Origin of the sequence: Chryseobacterium sp. sg2396 (assembly GCF_042610505.1) — a bacterium.
In the GTDB taxonomy this organism is placed as follows: Bacteria; Bacteroidota; Bacteroidia; order Flavobacteriales; family Weeksellaceae; genus Chryseobacterium.
On sequence record NZ_JBHGAQ010000018.1, the window covers coordinates 1 to 15,042 of the forward strand.

Here is a 15,042-nt window from a genome sequence, read left to right on the forward strand (position 1 = left end):
TAATAACATTCCGGATACGGAAGCTGCATTTTCAAGAGCAACTCTTGTTACTTTCGTAGGGTCGATGATCCCTGCTTCAAGCATGTTGACGTATTCGTCGGTTTTTGCGTTGTACCCGAAGTCACCTTGTCCTTCTGCTACTTTCGCAACGATTACAGAACCTTCACCGCCTGCGTTGGCAACGATTTGTCTCAATGGCTCTTCGATCGCTCTTTTTACGATTTTGATACCAGTGCTTTCGTCAGAGTTGATTCCTGTAAGGTTTTCTAAAGCAGCAATAGCTCTTACCAAAGCAACACCACCACCAGCTACGATACCTTCTTCTACCGCAGCTCTTGTTGCGTGAAGGGCATCATCTACTCTGTCTTTTTTCTCTTTCATTTCTACTTCGGAAGCAGCTCCTACGTAAAGTACGGCCACACCACCGGCTAATTTAGCCAGTCTTTCCTGAAGCTTTTCTCTGTCGTAGTCGGAAGTTGTGGTTTCCATCTGCGCTTTGATCTGGTTTACTCTTCCTTTGATCTTGCTTTCTTCGCCGCCACCGTTTACGATGGTGGTGTTGTCTTTATCGATAGACACTTTCTCAGCAGTTCCCAGCATATCCAGAGAAATGTTTTCCATGGTGAACCCTTGCTCTTCAGAGATTACGGTTCCGCCTGTCAGGATCGCGATATCTTCAAGCATTGCTTTTCTTCTATCCCCAAATCCTGGTGCTTTTACCGCAGCAATTTTAAGAGAACCTCTCAATTTGTTTACTACCAAAGTAGCCAACGCTTCACCTTCTACTTCTTCAGAGATAATTAATAGCGATTTACCTCCCTGAGCAATCGGCTCAAGAACCGGAAGCAATTCTTTCATTGAAGAGATTTTCTTCTCTACCAAAAGGATGTATGGGTTTTCTACCTCAGCCACCATTTTCTCAGGGTTGGTTACGAAGTACGGAGACTGGTATCCTCTGTCGAACTGCATCCCTTCTACAACGTCTACCGTGGTATCGATTCCTTTCGCTTCTTCTACCGTGATTACCCCTTCTTTACCTACTTTTCCGAAAGCTTCAGCGATCAGAGCGCCGATGGTTTCGTCGTTGTTGGCAGAAACGGAAGCTACCTGCTTCACTTTATCGGTAGAATCGCCTACTTCCTGAGACTGTGTTTTTAGGTTTTCAACAACTGCTGCTACGGCTTTGTCGATCCCTCTTTTAAGATCCATCGGGTTAGCCCCTGCTGCTACGTTCTTAAGACCTTCTCTTACGATAGCCTGTGCCAAAACGGTAGCGGTAGTGGTACCGTCACCTGCGATGTCGTTGGTTTTGGAAGCTACTTCCTTCACCATCTGTGCTCCCATGTTTTCTACTCGGTCTTCCAGTTCGATTTCTTTTGCCACGGAAACCCCGTCCTTCGTTACGTGAGGCGCACCGAAAGATTTTTCAATCACTACGTTTCTCCCTTTAGGACCTAAGGTTACCTTTACTGCATTTGCCAATGCATCAACCCCTCTTTTTAAAGCGTCTCTAGACTCGATATCGAATTTTATTTCTTTTGCCATTGTTTTAAGCTTTTGGCGAATAGCTGTTGGCTTCTGGCCTCAGCGATTCGCGGTTTTGATTTTATAATTTGATTTTAATTTCCGTTCAGCCTGTTCCAAAGGGCGACAAGCTTCTTTTTTAATGTGGTTAATTCTTGTAAAAGATTCTGATAATCATTTTTGTTGATGTAGTTTAAATCTTTGGCAAGAATCAATTGGTTTTCGGCTTCATTGGACGATCCCAGCGCAATATTGATGAAATTAGCAAACTCTTTATCAGAATTTCTGCCGCTGCCTTCAGAAATATTATATCCGATGGAAGCGAACGATCTTCTGATCTGAGAAGTCAACCCGAAAATTTCTTCTTTGGGAAAATTCCTGGTTGAAGTATAAATTTTTAAAGTTAACTGATGGCTCAATTGCCAAACCTCAAACTTTTTAAAATCCCTCATTCGCTGTTTTCAACGCTGGAAAGCCATTAGCCAGAAGCTATCGGCTATTAGCCAATAACCCCTAAAAGATCTCCTTCTTTTACAATTAAATAATCTTTTCCATCCAGTTTCAGTTCAGAACCGGAGTATTTTCCGTAAAGTACTTTGTCGCCCACCTGTACGGTAGTCGGTTCGTCTTTTTTACCTGGACCTACTGCCACCACGGTACCTTCCTGAGGTTTTTCTTTAGCGGTGTCCGGAATGATAATCCCTGAAGCGGTTTTCGTTTCTGCAGCGATCGGCTCGATCAAAACTCTGTCTGCTAATGGTTTAAAGTTTACTGACATAATATATTTAATTTTTTAATTATTTCTGTCTTGTATTTCCCTAATAGTATGCCATCGGCCGTCTGTGACTGAAATGGCAGAATTTTTTCGGAGGAAGTGAAATTTTGGCAGAAAAAAACCTCCGGGATTCCGGAGGTTAGGGTATGTCATTTATCTGTTGCATTTCTTATTGTAATCCTCTACCAGTTTCAGATAGGGTTCCATGCCGTATTCTGCATCGATTTTCATTTGCAGGAAATCTTCTTCGGCTTTATCTTTCGTGTTTTTGCGGATCTGCTTCTTTTTTTCTTCCTTGTCATAATACATCTGTTTCTGATCCTTGGTCAAACGCTTTTCGAAAAGCTTCATGGTTTCATTGATATCCGACTGGAACTCGGGGCAGTCTTTTGTAGATTCCTCTAATGCCTTCTTAAATTTAGCTTCCAGTTTTCCCAGGTTAAAAATATTGATCCTGTTGATGTCGAATGGAAGATAAGCATACTCGCTGTTTGCGCTTTTAAGGTAAGGGATAAATAAAGTGGCCAGGTATTTTGTAGGGGAGCCGGACATTCCCGAATTTCCGTATACCGCCACTGTAATGCCATAAAGATTCAGCTTTCCTTCCTGTTCCAGAGGTAAAATAACGGTTTTATCTAAGTCTACCACTTCATTTTTGGAATTGATGGTCCTGAGTTTCATTTTGTCGTAAATCAACCGTTCAGAGCCGTCCGTATTCAATACTATAATTCGTTTCACATCATCAATATTGATGGGCTGAACAGCAGAACCGGCCTCTTCCTTAAATTTGAATTGTTTGGTTTCATATTTCAATAGTTTCTCAATACCGCCAAAGGATTGCAGATCGGAATTATAAAATCTCTGGGACTGGAAATCCTGGAGAAATCCTTTTTTAGCTGTTCCGTTTTCCAGAATGATTTCGGCGCTCACCAATTTCTTTTTGCCAAAATAGATGTCGGATTGGGAAAAGGCAAAGACAGAAAAGATGAAACAGAATAAAACACTAAGTTTTTTCATGGGTTTTAAATTTTTATAATCTGCGTAAAGCTAAAAAAAGTACCCGGATGAGGAGTACTTTTTAATAATAATTCGTAATAAATTTAGTTTTTCTTTCCGGCTGCCTGCATCGGGTTTACTCTTCCGTTGGAAGCGCCTCTGGTGGCCCCGGCTTCTTTCTGCTTAAAGAGATCGAATTTGGAAACCTGGGTGTTTCCGCCGTCGCTGTTCCAGAAATTGTTCGAAGTATCGATGTCGGCTGTTTCCCGCATCGGATCCAGCTGGATGGATTTTAATTTCTTATCGAAATAATACGTCTTGGAAACTTTCTGCTCATTCAGCCTCCAGATCTGGGCGGAAGATTTATCTTTCAGTTTCGTTCCGTCTTCAAAGGTAAATTCAAGAATAATCGGCATGACCAGTCCACCTTTATTGGTGAAATCGATCTGGTAAGCGGTCATGTTTTTAAACTTGTCTTTTTCCTTTTGCGTTAAAGGTTCCGTTCCTTCGGATTTAAAAACGTATTCTTTCGTATTGTCCACTTTTTCCTGGCCTCTGTCGTATCGGTAGTAGAAATCCTGGGCTTCTTTATCCTTATCGACGTAGAAGGTGATGTTTTTGTCTTCTCTATTCCTGATTTTTGAAATGTCCTCGAAATCATTCTGGGCAGGTTTGTCTACTTTATATTTGGTTTCCTTGGCTTCCCTTGGTGCCGTGTCAAGATCCGGTGTGGCAATGGTGACTTTATCGATGGCGATATCCACAGGATCTGTTCCGTAGAACCATCCTCTCCAGAACCAATCGAGGTCTTCACCGCTTGCGTCTTCCATCGTCCTGAAGAAATCCGCCGGCTCAGGATGCCTGAAAGCCCATCTTTTAGCATAGGTTTTAAAGGCTTTGTCGAAAAGCTCTCTTCCCATGATGGTTTCACGGAGGATGTTCAGCCCCGTTGCCGGTTTGGAATAGGCATTCGGACCGAACTGGATGATGTTTTCCGAGTTGGACATGATCGGTTCCAGCTGGTCTTTCGGTAACTTCATATAATCGGTGATGGTCCAGGCCGGGCCTCTTTTGGAAGGGAATTTATTGTCCCACCGTTCTTCGGTAAGGTATTCCACAAACGTGTTCAGCCCTTCGTCCATCCAGCTCCATTGTCTTTCGTCGGAGTTAATAATCATCGGGAAGAAATTGTGCCCTACCTCGTGGATCACCACGCCGAGCATCCCGTTCTTGATCCCTTCGGAATAGGTTCCGTCTTTCTCCGTCCTTCCATAGTTGAAGCAGATCATTGGATATTCCATTCCATTGGCCGCTTCCACCGACTGGGCTACCGGGTAAGGATATGGAATCGTGAATTCAGAATAGGTCTTGATGGTATGCGCTACCGCTTTGGTTGAATATTTACGGTATAAATTATAGGCTTCTTTCGGATAAAAGCTCATCGCCATCACCTTGTTGTTGTTTTCAGGAATGGTAACACCCATTCCGTCCCAAACGAATTTCCTGGAAGACGTCCAGGCAAAATCCCTTACGTCATTGGCTTCAAAGCTCCAGGTTTTTCTCTGCTTGGAATGGTTTTTCTCCGCTTTTTTCGCTTCATCCAGGGTTACGATTTCCACCGGTTCCCCTGATGTTTTAGATTTGTTATAGCGTGCTAATTGTTCAGACGTTAAAACCTGGTCGTAGTTTTTACATTCTCCCGTTCCGCCGACTACATGATCTGCCGGAACGTTCATGTTTACTTTAAAGTTCCCGAAAACCAGGGCAAATTCGCCACGTCCGGTGAACTGGTGATTCTGCCATCCGTGGAAATCGCTGTAGACGCACATTCTCGGGTACCATTGGGTCATGGTGTAGAGGTCGTTCCCGTCTTCGGCAAAGTTTTCATAACCGCCGCGGCCGCCCATTTTGATCCGGTTCGGGATGTTGTAGTTCCAGTCGACTTTGAAGACCAGCTTTTCTCCTTTTTTCAAAACCTTTGGAAGGTCGATCCGCATCATGGTTTTGTTCACCGTGTATTTCAGCGGTGTCCCGGAAGCGTCGGTTACTTTTTCAAGGTTTACTCCATAGCCGTTGTCGGCAGCAGGAACTTCCGTCGGGCGGAGCTGCTGGTCATTGGAAGCCTTAGGAAGGGTAGAGGAGGAAGGAAAATCCGCCTTTTTCACTGTCGACTGTTGGTTTTCATCCAGTTGGAGCCAGATGTAATCCAGGTCGTCCGGCGAATTGTTGTAATAGGTAATGGTTTCCGAGCCCTTCAGGTTCCTTTTGTCTTCGTCAAGGTAAGCATTGATGGTATAATCTGCCCTGTTCTGCCAGTAGCCGTGGCCCGGTGCCCCGGAGGCTGTTCTGTAGATATTGGGTGTAGGAAGAATGGTTCCCAGCTGTTCGAACCGGTTTCCGTGGTTGCTGCCCGGATTGTTCTGGATATTCTGTGCGGTGAAACCTGTATATGCAAATACAGAAAGGGAAAGTATGGCAACTTTTAGTTTCATAACCGAAATTTGTTTAAGGATTTTCAAATATAATGATAAGTAGCTGAAAAACCGGAAATGTTTCAGCGTTAGAACGGAATTCTTTCCAATGTCATTTTCAGGGATAGGGCAAAGACTCCCGAAGAGACAAACAGTACCCAGTCTTTTTGGTTTACCTTGAATATTTTAAGCAAAATAAATAACACGATCAATATTCCGAAAACAATGGCAATCTGCCCGAGTTCCAGTCCGATATTGAAGCCTAATAACGGAACGGCCAAGCTCTGGCTTTTGGAAATCATTACCCTGGCTGTGTTGGCAAATCCCATACCATGGATGAGGCCGAAAACCAGGGCTAAATAATAATTGGCTTTCATCAGCGTCTGCTTCTTGTTCTTCATCAGGATATTATCCAGTGAAGTTAAAACGATGGTCAGCGGAATCAGGAATTCCACCCATGCTGAATTGATCCTTACGATATCAAAGGTGCTTAAAGCCAAGGTAATCGAATGGCCGATGGTAAAAGCCGTGATCAGAATCAAGATCTTTTTTAAGTCGTTAAAGGAATAAACGGCGATCAAAGCCAGTACAAAAAGCTGATGGTCAAGCGCGTCGAGTGAAATAATGTGTTCCCAGCCCAGATTGAGGTAAAATAAAAAATCCTGCATATTCTAAATCATTTATCGAACTGCGATGATACAAAATTTATTTTAACTTTGTGTAAAATTAAACGGTATGATGGTCAATATAGAATTGGAAAATACGGCAGATTTCGTATTTATAAAGAAACTTCTGGAAAATATAAAAGGCATTAAGTCGGTTTCTGTAGCGCAAGATGATGAATTGTATGAAGACGGTACCCCAAAATGGTTTATCGAAAAGCTGTCTGAATATGCTGATCGTCTTGAAGAAAAAGATATGATTTCTGAAGAAGAGTTTTTTGCAAACGCCAGAAAAAAAGTATGCGAATAAAGTAAATGTCAATTTAAAAGTACTGTGTTTTTATTACTGTAATATCTGAACTAACATCGTATAATTTGTTTAATTTTTTTAAGATTGAAGTGATGAATTTAACCATAGAAATAGATAAAGAACACTATTCATTTATTAAAGAACTTCTGGAAAGACTGGAAGGCGTAAGAATTGTGAAAAGCGATTACGAAACCATAGAAGGTCTGCCTGCACATGTTTTTGACAAAATTGAAGCCTACGGGGAATCTCTTAAAGATGAAGATATGATCTCTAAAAAAGAGTTCTTTACGTTTATCGATGAAGAAATATGCAGGTTGAATTCTCAGAAATAGCCAGACAAACATTATTAGAAAATATTGAGTTTCTCAATAAAGTGTGGACCAGACGAGAAATTACAGTTTTTTTGAATGATGTTAAAAAAATTACCGATGATCTGGAAAACGGAAAATATCTGCAATTTGAAAATTCATCCTGTAAAACCAAAAGTGTTTTAATAGGTAAAAAACACGTGCGGATGTTCTTCAGGAAAGAAAATGAGGATCTGATCAAAGTCCTTCTCTTCTTTGATATGCGGCAGGATCCGCAAAAACTCCTAGATTTGTTGTCATGAAAAAACTCCTTTTCTTTTTTTCGGTCTTGTTGGTATTTTTCTCTTTTACCGGAGCGAAGCATCCTTATCATGTAGGCTCGGTGGAAATCAATTACAATCAGAAGTCCAAAACCTTTGAAGTTACCGGACGTTTTTTTCTGGATGACCTGGAAAATGGCTTGAATACCAAATACGGAAAATCCCTGCATTTCAACGATCCGAAATTCAAAGCCCAGCTCAACGAATCCCTGAAAAACTACGCCGCCGAATATTTCAAGCTGAAAGCCAACAACAAATTCCTGAACGTAAATTATGTAGGTTACGAGGAAGACCATGAGTCCGTCAACATCTATCTTGAATCGGAAAAGATCGAAGCGCCCAAAAAAGTAGAAGCCGCTGTGAGTTTCCTGTATAATTTATTTGACGATCAGATTAATATCGTTCATATCATCGTGAACGGTGAACGGAAAAGTGAAAAGCTGACCTACCCAAACCGCTATCTTTTTCAGCAGTTTTAATCAGTTTCCATTTGTAGCAAGGCATGGATGCCTTTGGCATGCTCCATGAGATTGGGAAAAAAATCGTCATAACATTCCTGAAGGAAATTCTTATTTTTCAGAAAAACTTCATGAACGGGAATATCCGCATTTAAATATTTAGCTTTATTAAGAACATTCCGCATACTGTAGCCGATGTTTTTCTCGTAACGGTAGTTGTACAGCCAGTCGCCTTCCTCCATCTTTTCCAGCATTCTCCTGAAATTTTCGGGCAGGTACTCCTGGTGTTGATTCAGGACCCGATATACTTTTAAAGAATGGTTTTTCCAGCCCTGCAAGGAATGTAATTTCATATCATTGGCTACAAAATAATCCATCGAAACATCCACAAAAGCCCCTGCATACAACCTTACCAGAGGCGCAAACACCTTTTTTGCTTCATGAATGGCCGGATGGGCATCCGTAAACGTATCAATCGCCCGGTGCATCGTGATTCCGTCCCGGATGTCTTTCGGGAAAGAAAACCGGTCCCTGTTCCGGATGAAATCCTCCAGAAACTGACCGACAATCTGCCCGTCGGTAAAGGTAAGGAAAGAATGCGCAAGGTAATTCATTAGGTAAAAATAAGAAAAATAACGATGTTAGAGCTCCAAGCTCTAACATCGTTATCTTAGCAGCGCTAGGATCTCTTCTACTGCCAGCATCAGATCATCAATCCCATTGCAGATTTTAAACAACGACGAATACCGGTATCCTTCAACATTTTGCGTAATCGCGTGTTTAAGCGGATTGTTATGGATATACCGGATTGTATTGACTAACTGGTCTTCAGACGTAATTAACTTTCTCCTGAATGGTAATTCAAACAATTTTCCCGTTCTTCCGAAATGTTTGTTGATGGCTTGGGTGTAGCTGTTGAAGGTATTTGAAAACTGCTGGCTGATGATTTTGGAAACCTCGGTTTTGCTTTTTTCCGGAAAGGCCTGCCGTATTTCTTGTTCCGGTTTTATCCGAATCAGAAAATGGAAGTGGTTCCGTAGAAGACAATAGGCATACACTGATGCGATGGGTGCAATTTTACGGCGCATCAGGGAAAGGAAATAATGGTAATTCTGATCGGTGAAGAACAACCTTTGTCCGTTGATTCCTCTGTTGAAAACATGGTAGAAGCATTCTGCCTCTAAAGGGTAAACATTTTTTTTCATAAGTGTGTTTTTTTTAACGGTTGGCAAAGGTTTTTAGAGCTTAAAGCCCTAACAACCTAGAAGAGGCGTTCGTGGAAATCTTCGATCTTGCTTACTTCTTCGATCTTGATCCCGAATTTTTTCTTCGGAAGCTTATTCAGATTGGAAATAAAAATTTTCTCGTAGCCTAACTTTTCTGCTTCGGTAATTCGTTGTTCGGCTTGGGCAATCGGGCGGATTTCTCCGCTGAGGCCGATTTCTCCCGCAAAACAGTAATGTTCGGAGATGGCAACATCATCATTAGAGGAAAGGATGGAAGCCACGACGGCCAAATCCAGTGCGGGATCATCGGTTTTGATTCCTCCGGTGATGTTCAGGAAGACATCTTTGGCACCCAGTTGGAAGCCTGCTCTTTTTTCTAGGACAGCGAGAAGCATATTGAGCCTTTTGGCATCAAAACCGGTAGAACTTCTTTGCGGGGTTCCGTATACGGCAGTACTTACCAAGGCCTGGATTTCCAGAAGCATCGGTCGGTTTCCCTCTAGGGTTACGGCAACTGAATTTCCGGAAAGTTCCTCAAATTTTTTGGTGATGAGAATTTCGGAAGGGTTTTTAATTTCCTTTAATCCCTGGGAAACCATTTCATAAATTCCGATTTCGGAAGTAGACCCGAAACGGTTTTTATTGGCCCTCAATAATCTGAAAAGGTGATTCCGGTCGCCGTCGAAATTCAATACGACATCCACCATGTGTTCCAGAACTTTCGGTCCGGCGATCTGGCCGTCTTTGGTGATGTGTCCGACTAAAAACACGGGAACATTGTTTTCCTTGGCATATTTAATAATTTCGTTGGAGCATTCCCTGATCTGGGAAACGGTTCCCGGCGAGCTTTCGATAAGCTGTGATTGTAAGGTTTGAATAGAGTCAATAATCATGAAATCCGGCTCCAGTTTTTGGGCTTCATGAAGGATTTTTTCAAGATTGGTTTCTGTAAAAAGGAAGCAGTTTGGATTTTGGATATCCGTTAATCTGTCGGCTCTCATTTTGATCTGGGACGCACTTTCTTCCCCTGAGACGTAGAAGATTTTCTTTTTCATTTTCAGGGCCAGCTGAAGCAACAGGGTAGATTTTCCGATTCCGGGTTCTCCGCCGATCAGGGTAACAGAACCTAAAACGATTCCGCCACCTAGCACCCGGTTCAGTTCTTCGGAAGGCGTCTTGATCCTCGGTTCCTCACTGGTTTCAACCTCAATGATATTGATAACGTTCTGTTTCGATTTTGAAAAGGGCGGGGTTTTGTGGGAAGAAGGTTTTTCCACGATTTCTTCCACCAAAGTATTCCACTGCCCGCAGCTTTTACATTGTCCCATCCATTGGGAATACTGGGCGCCGCAATTCTGACAGAAATATGCTGTTTTTAATTTTGCCATCCTGCGAAGTTCTGAAATATTTTTTAAGTGTCAATGCTATAAATTTTTAAATTTGTCTAAAAATTAACCATGAAAATTTCAAAAACTACAATTTTTTTCTTCGGTATATTTGTCGGACATTTTATTATTTCTCCTATAAAAGATGGGCGTGCAAAAATATTATTCGATAAATTGACGGATTCGAAAACAGGATTTAAAGATGATAATAAAAAAAGGTAGTCGGTGTGCCAGATATTTATCACAATAAATCTAACGGCGATGATGAATCATCAGAATATTCCAGATCTAATACAAATAACAGATCTAACCAGATAAATCGTAATAATGATTCTTACTGGCAGAGCAGAGGATATAGTGAAAGGCCTTATGACAGGCAGAATGACAATGGTGGAAATAGCGGATATTCTCAGGCTGAATTGGATAATCATGCTAATCAAATGAATCCTAACAATGAGGCGTATCATTCAAGCCGGGGAAAATAACCGAAATAATCTCGTTATATCAGAAACTAACATACATCAATTTTACGTTATAGGAACTGGTTTATATTTGTATTAAAATTTAATCTGAAATATTATGAAAAAAGTATTCTTAACCTTTGTATTGGCACTGTTCAGTGTGGCAATTTTTGCACAGACGGCATGGAAAGTGGATCCGATGCATTCCTCCGTAAATTTTAACATCAAACACATGGGGATCAGTTTCGTGCAGGGGAGATTTGACAAGTTTGACGGAAAAGTCGTAGCAGCGGCCGATAACCTGAACAATGCTGAATTTTCTTTTTTTGTTGAGGTAGGCACCATCAATACCGGTGTTGAAATGAGGGATAAGCATCTGAAAAGTGCGGATTTTTTCGATGCTGAAAAATTTCCGAGAATGACTTTTGAATCCGGTTCCATTACGAAAGATAAAAACAATACCTATCTGCTGAAAGGAAAACTCACGATTAAAGATGTAACGAAGGAAATTAGCGTTCCGGTAACTTTCGGAGGGGTTACCAAAAACCAACAGGGAAGGGAAGTGATGGGATTCCAGACATCATTTAAAGTAAACCGTTTGGATTATAATATTAAATACGACCCAACGGGAGCCGGTGTGGCAAAAGACGTTGATGTTAACTTATATTTTGAATTGATTAAGCAATAGTTTTATAATATTGTGTGTGTAAAAAGGTTTCTAATATCAGAAGCCTTTTTTTGATTATTTTTGCTGAAAGTTTACTGCGTGAAAAAACATATTCTCAGGTTTCTTATTCTGAGTAGCGTTGCATTTTTGTTGAGTTCCTGTATTTCTGATGAAGAAAGCCGGAGCCAAACAAATTCGGGATTCGCGGGGGAATGGACCGGAAGTTTCACCGGAGATTTTTCAGGAGCCATTAATTTTACGGTTTCTAAAAAAGGCATGATTGAAGGAGCGCTGATGTTTTCCCCTAATAATAATTCCGAAACTTTCGGCGGCTATGTCAACCAGAATGGTAAATTTGATTTTAATACAAAAAACAACTTTCTCTTTTCAGGAATTTTGCTGAAAGAAAAGAACTCTTCGGGACAGTGGCATGGAAACGCTTCAGGGTCGCCCTCTTCAGGTTCTTTCAGTATTAAAAAGAAATAATTTTCTCTGGTGAATTCATTTGATTTGAAGGTGATCCAAATTCAGACTGAGATTAATCCGTAACAAAATTGCTTTGTATTTCTTTTTCCCATAACTTTGCACAAACCTAATCTAATGAGTAAAAAGAATACTAAGTACATCTTTGTGACAGGAGGTGTGACTTCATCTTTGGGAAAGGGAATCGTTTCTGCTTCTCTGGGCCTTCTACTAAAATCACGTGGCTTCAACGTAACCATCCAAAAGCTTGATCCTTACATCAACATCGATCCGGGAACCTTGAATCCGTATGAACATGGAGAGTGCTATGTAACCGAAGATGGTGCGGAGACGGATCTGGATTTAGGTCATTACGAGCGCTACCTGGATGCGCCGACTTCCCAAAACAATAACGTTACCACAGGGAAAATCTACCAGACGGTAATTGAAAAGGAGAGAAAAGGAGATTTTTTGGGGAAAACGGTTCAGGTAATTCCTCATATCACGAACGAAATCAAAAGAAGGATTAAAATTTTATCCAAACAGAACTACGATATCATCATTACGGAGATCGGGGGAACTGTGGGCGATATTGAATCTCTGCCTTATATCGAAACCGTTCGTCAGCTGAAATGGGAACTGGGTGAGAAGAATTCAATGGTTATTCACCTTACTTTGTTGCCCTACCTGGCTTCAAGTGGAGAATTAAAGACAAAACCTTCCCAGCATTCCGTTCGTCAGCTGATGGAAAGCGGAATCATGGCTGATGTTTTGGTTTGCCGTACCGAACATAAAATCCCTAAAGACCAGAGGGCAAAACTGGCGCAGTTCTGTAATGTTCCGTTAGACAATGTTATCGAATGTAAAGATCTGGAGACCATCTACGAAGTTCCGATGTATCTTCAGAAGCAGAACTTTGATGATGTGGTCCTTAAAGAACTTGATCTGAAAAGTGACAAGGATGCAGACCTTAAAGAATGGAAAACGTTCCTGAAGAAATTCCAGAATCCTAAAAAATCGGTGGAGATCGCTTTGGTGGGAAAATATATTTCTCTACAGGATTCCTATATCTCAATTGCCGAAGCTTTTAAACATGCCGGTGCGGATCAGGAAACTGAAGTGAAGATCAGATGGGTATACAGCGGAGATCTTACGAAAGAAAATATAACGGAAACTTTAGCCGGTGTAAACGGCATCTTGGTGGCACCAGGATTCGGGGACAGAGGGATTGAAGGAAAAGTGCTGACGGCTCAGTATGCCCGGGAAAATAAGGTTCCTATGCTGGGGATCTGTCTGGGAATGCAGATCATGACGGTAGAATTTGCAAGGAATGTTTTGGGCTATTCCAAGGCCAATTCCATGGAATTCGATACTTCAACAGAGCATCCTGTAATTTCATTGATGGAAGAACAGAAAAATGTAGTGGATAAAGGCGGAACAATGCGTTTGGGAGCATGGAAATGTTCTCTGAAAAACGGTTCCAGATTAAATGATATCTATGGAGCTAAAAATATTACGGAAAGACACCGTCACCGGTACGAGTTCAACAGCGAATATATCGGAGAATTTGAGAAAAACGGCTTCCTGGCTACCGGAACAAACCCTGAAACGGGATTGGTAGAAGCTCTGGAGATGCCGGATCATCCGTTCTATGTAGGAGTGCAGTACCACCCGGAATATAAGAGTACGGTTTATACACCACATCCTTTGTTTATTGCTTTTATAAAAGCATGTGCCCAGAAATAAAGTAAACAAAAAGTAAAAACGTCATATAAAACTCAGGCTGAGAATAATCAGCCTGAGTTTATTTTTTGAGCCATGCAATGGTTTCTTCAAATACCTGTTGCCAATGGTTTTCATTTTCATTATTTGCTTGAGTATGCCTTTCGAAATTATGACTCATAAGAGGATAGACTTGAAAACTGAAATTTTCTTTACCCGCCAATCTGAATCTGATTATATCATTGCTGAATGCAACACCGATATCGTTGCTGCCATAGGCTATCAGAACCGGTATTTTTATCTTTTCCAATTCAGTAAAACTTCCGGGGATTGTAAAGGTTTTGTACGATCGCAATGACAGAGCATCTAATGTATCGCCAAATCGGGTTCTGCGTATAAGCTGATGATAGGAGAGATACTCCTGTTCTATTTTCTTGTCTAAAGTACTGTCTTGTCCTGAGATTTCTTCATATCGCATCCTATTGATACTTTCCTCATATCTGCCAAAAAGATTCACTGATAAAACGGCAATTTTCCTAATCTTTTTATGGCGTATATGTAACGCGACGCGTCCTCCCTGTGAATGTCCGATCACGTAAATATTTCTGATTCTTTTGTCTTTTGCATAAATTTTTGTTAGCAGATTTACTTCATCGGATAAATATTTCAATGTATTATACTTGAAATATGACGTTAAAATTTTCGGATCATCAACCTTAAAGTTATCGTCTAAATCTTTAAAATGTTGATAAACGGAAATTTTCGGTTTTGAAATAACGACAAAAATATTTTCCCGGGATAATTGTTTAATATCGAATGGTAATAAAAGAAACTTACCGTTATCATCTTCTGAAATTAAAGGGGATGGATCAGAACCCTGCAAAAAGAAGATCAGATCTTTTTTTCTGCTGGACTCAGGATCTTTCGTTATTTCCAAATAGTTAACCGAATCATGTTTTACCGGAATTCTTTTATGGAAGAGAGTTAAGGAATCAATGGAATATTTTTTAACCAATTGCTGTCCATGGATAGGGATAAGAAATGAAATATATAAAAGAATAAAAAATTTATAAATATCTGTTTTCATTGTATTTCTGTATAAGTCTCTGATTTCATCATGTCAATCCTGCTAAATTAATCTTTTTAATAAAAGGATTTGTTGAATTTTATGCTTTTCATGGTTTATCTGAAGAAGTAAATTTAAATCTCATGCGTCTCATCATACACCTCTACTAATTATTTTCATCCTGAGTTTATTATATTGTGATAGAGTGGAGTATAGAGTTTTGATAAAA

At 40.7% G+C, this 15,042-nt stretch carries 17 protein-coding genes; 7 read left to right on the forward strand and 10 right to left on the reverse strand.

The genetic code is table 11. The features are described 5' to 3' along the window. The 6 genes from groL to ACED20_RS17180 all read right to left on the reverse strand — a co-directional run. On the reverse strand, nt 1-1,545 hold a 1,545-nt coding region (gene groL, locus ACED20_RS17155; protein ID WP_378105956.1), incomplete at its 3' end, for a chaperonin GroEL. A gap of 74 nt (nt 1,546-1,619) precedes the next feature. Continuing rightward, nucleotides 1,620-1,976 (reverse strand): four helix bundle protein, encoded by a 357-nt coding sequence (locus ACED20_RS17160; RefSeq protein WP_294232209.1) that lies wholly within the window; start codon nt 1,974-1,976, stop codon nt 1,620-1,622. A gap of 47 nt (nt 1,977-2,023) precedes the next feature. After that, on the reverse strand, nt 2,024-2,302 hold the full coding sequence (groES, locus tag ACED20_RS17165; RefSeq protein ID WP_066755045.1) for a co-chaperone GroES: 279 nt from the start codon (nt 2,300-2,302) through the stop codon (nt 2,024-2,026). 150 nt (nt 2,303-2,452) lie between these two features. Continuing rightward, nucleotides 2,453-3,316: a hypothetical protein gene (locus ACED20_RS17170; RefSeq protein ID WP_378105960.1), complete on the reverse strand. Its 864-nt coding sequence runs from the start codon at nt 3,314-3,316 to the stop codon at nt 2,453-2,455. An 83-nt stretch (nt 3,317-3,399) separates the two neighbouring features. Beyond that, nucleotides 3,400-5,787 carry a M1 family metallopeptidase gene (locus ACED20_RS17175; protein ID WP_345766526.1) on the reverse strand — a complete coding sequence of 796 codons (2,388 nt, stop codon included), beginning with the start codon at nt 5,785-5,787 and terminating at the stop codon, nt 3,400-3,402. A 68-nt stretch (nt 5,788-5,855) separates the two neighbouring features. Beyond that, nucleotides 5,856-6,434 carry a HupE/UreJ family protein gene (locus ACED20_RS17180; protein WP_294240755.1) on the reverse strand — a complete coding sequence of 193 codons (579 nt, stop codon included), beginning with the start codon at nt 6,432-6,434 and terminating at the stop codon, nt 5,856-5,858. Between the two features lie 67 nt (nt 6,435-6,501). On the opposite strand from ACED20_RS17180, the gene ACED20_RS17185 reads away from it, so the two are divergent. The 3 genes from ACED20_RS17185 to ACED20_RS17195 all read left to right on the forward strand — a co-directional run bounded on the left by ACED20_RS17185 (nt 6,502) and on the right by ACED20_RS17195 (nt 7,845). Next, on the forward strand, nt 6,502-6,738 hold the full coding sequence (locus ACED20_RS17185; RefSeq protein ID WP_378105963.1) for a hypothetical protein: 237 nt from the start codon (nt 6,502-6,504) through the stop codon (nt 6,736-6,738). A 92-nt stretch (nt 6,739-6,830) separates the two neighbouring features. Continuing rightward, on the forward strand, nt 6,831-7,070 hold the full coding sequence (locus tag ACED20_RS17190) for a hypothetical protein (RefSeq protein WP_294240753.1): 240 nt from the start codon (nt 6,831-6,833) through the stop codon (nt 7,068-7,070). Nucleotides 7,071-7,344: 274 nt separating this feature from the next. Beyond that, a complete protein-coding gene (locus ACED20_RS17195) occupies nt 7,345-7,845 on the forward strand; it encodes a DUF6702 family protein (protein ID WP_294302352.1) in 501 nt (166 codons plus the stop codon). Here the strand turns inward: ACED20_RS17195 and ACED20_RS17200 are convergent. From ACED20_RS17200 to radA, 3 genes are read right to left on the reverse strand one after another with little or no spacing between them, the layout of a single operon-like run. Continuing rightward, complete coding sequence (locus tag ACED20_RS17200) at nt 7,842-8,438, reverse strand: ACP phosphodiesterase (protein ID WP_294240529.1); 597 nt, start codon at nt 8,436-8,438, stop codon at nt 7,842-7,844. The two genes, ACED20_RS17195 and ACED20_RS17200, sit on opposite strands and share 4 nt — an antisense overlap. A 51-nt stretch (nt 8,439-8,489) precedes the next feature. Beyond that, a complete protein-coding gene (locus tag ACED20_RS17205; RefSeq protein WP_294240527.1) occupies nt 8,490-9,029 on the reverse strand; it encodes a transposase in 540 nt (179 codons plus the stop codon). 56 nt (nt 9,030-9,085) lie between these two features. After that, on the reverse strand, nt 9,086-10,438 hold the full coding sequence (gene radA / locus ACED20_RS17210; RefSeq protein ID WP_294232194.1) for a DNA repair protein RadA: 1,353 nt from the start codon (nt 10,436-10,438) through the stop codon (nt 9,086-9,088). Between the two features lie 69 nt (nt 10,439-10,507). Here radA and ACED20_RS17215 point away from each other — a divergent pair, with 69 nt between their 5' ends. The 4 genes from ACED20_RS17215 (at nt 10,508) to ACED20_RS17230 (ending at nt 13,771) form a co-directional block, all read left to right on the forward strand. After that, nucleotides 10,508-10,657, forward strand: coding sequence for a hypothetical protein (locus tag ACED20_RS17215; protein ID WP_294240525.1), 150 nt, complete (start codon nt 10,508-10,510; stop codon nt 10,655-10,657). A gap of 357 nt (nt 10,658-11,014) precedes the next feature. Further along, nucleotides 11,015-11,584, forward strand: a complete 570-nt coding sequence (locus ACED20_RS17220; protein WP_294240522.1) for a YceI family protein — start codon at nt 11,015-11,017, stop codon at nt 11,582-11,584. A 78-nt stretch (nt 11,585-11,662) separates the two neighbouring features. Then, nucleotides 11,663-12,049: a hypothetical protein gene (locus ACED20_RS17225; protein ID WP_294240520.1), complete on the forward strand. Its 387-nt coding sequence runs from the start codon at nt 11,663-11,665 to the stop codon at nt 12,047-12,049. A gap of 114 nt (nt 12,050-12,163) precedes the next feature. Next, nucleotides 12,164-13,771, forward strand: coding sequence for a CTP synthase (locus ACED20_RS17230; RefSeq protein ID WP_294240517.1), 1,608 nt, complete (start codon nt 12,164-12,166; stop codon nt 13,769-13,771). 58 nt (nt 13,772-13,829) lie between these two features. Here ACED20_RS17230 and ACED20_RS17235 read toward each other — a convergent pair whose 3' ends face one another. Next, a complete protein-coding gene (locus tag ACED20_RS17235) occupies nt 13,830-14,834 on the reverse strand; it encodes a dienelactone hydrolase family protein (RefSeq protein ID WP_294240514.1) in 1,005 nt (334 codons plus the stop codon). Between the last annotated feature and the right edge of the window lie 208 nt (nt 14,835-15,042).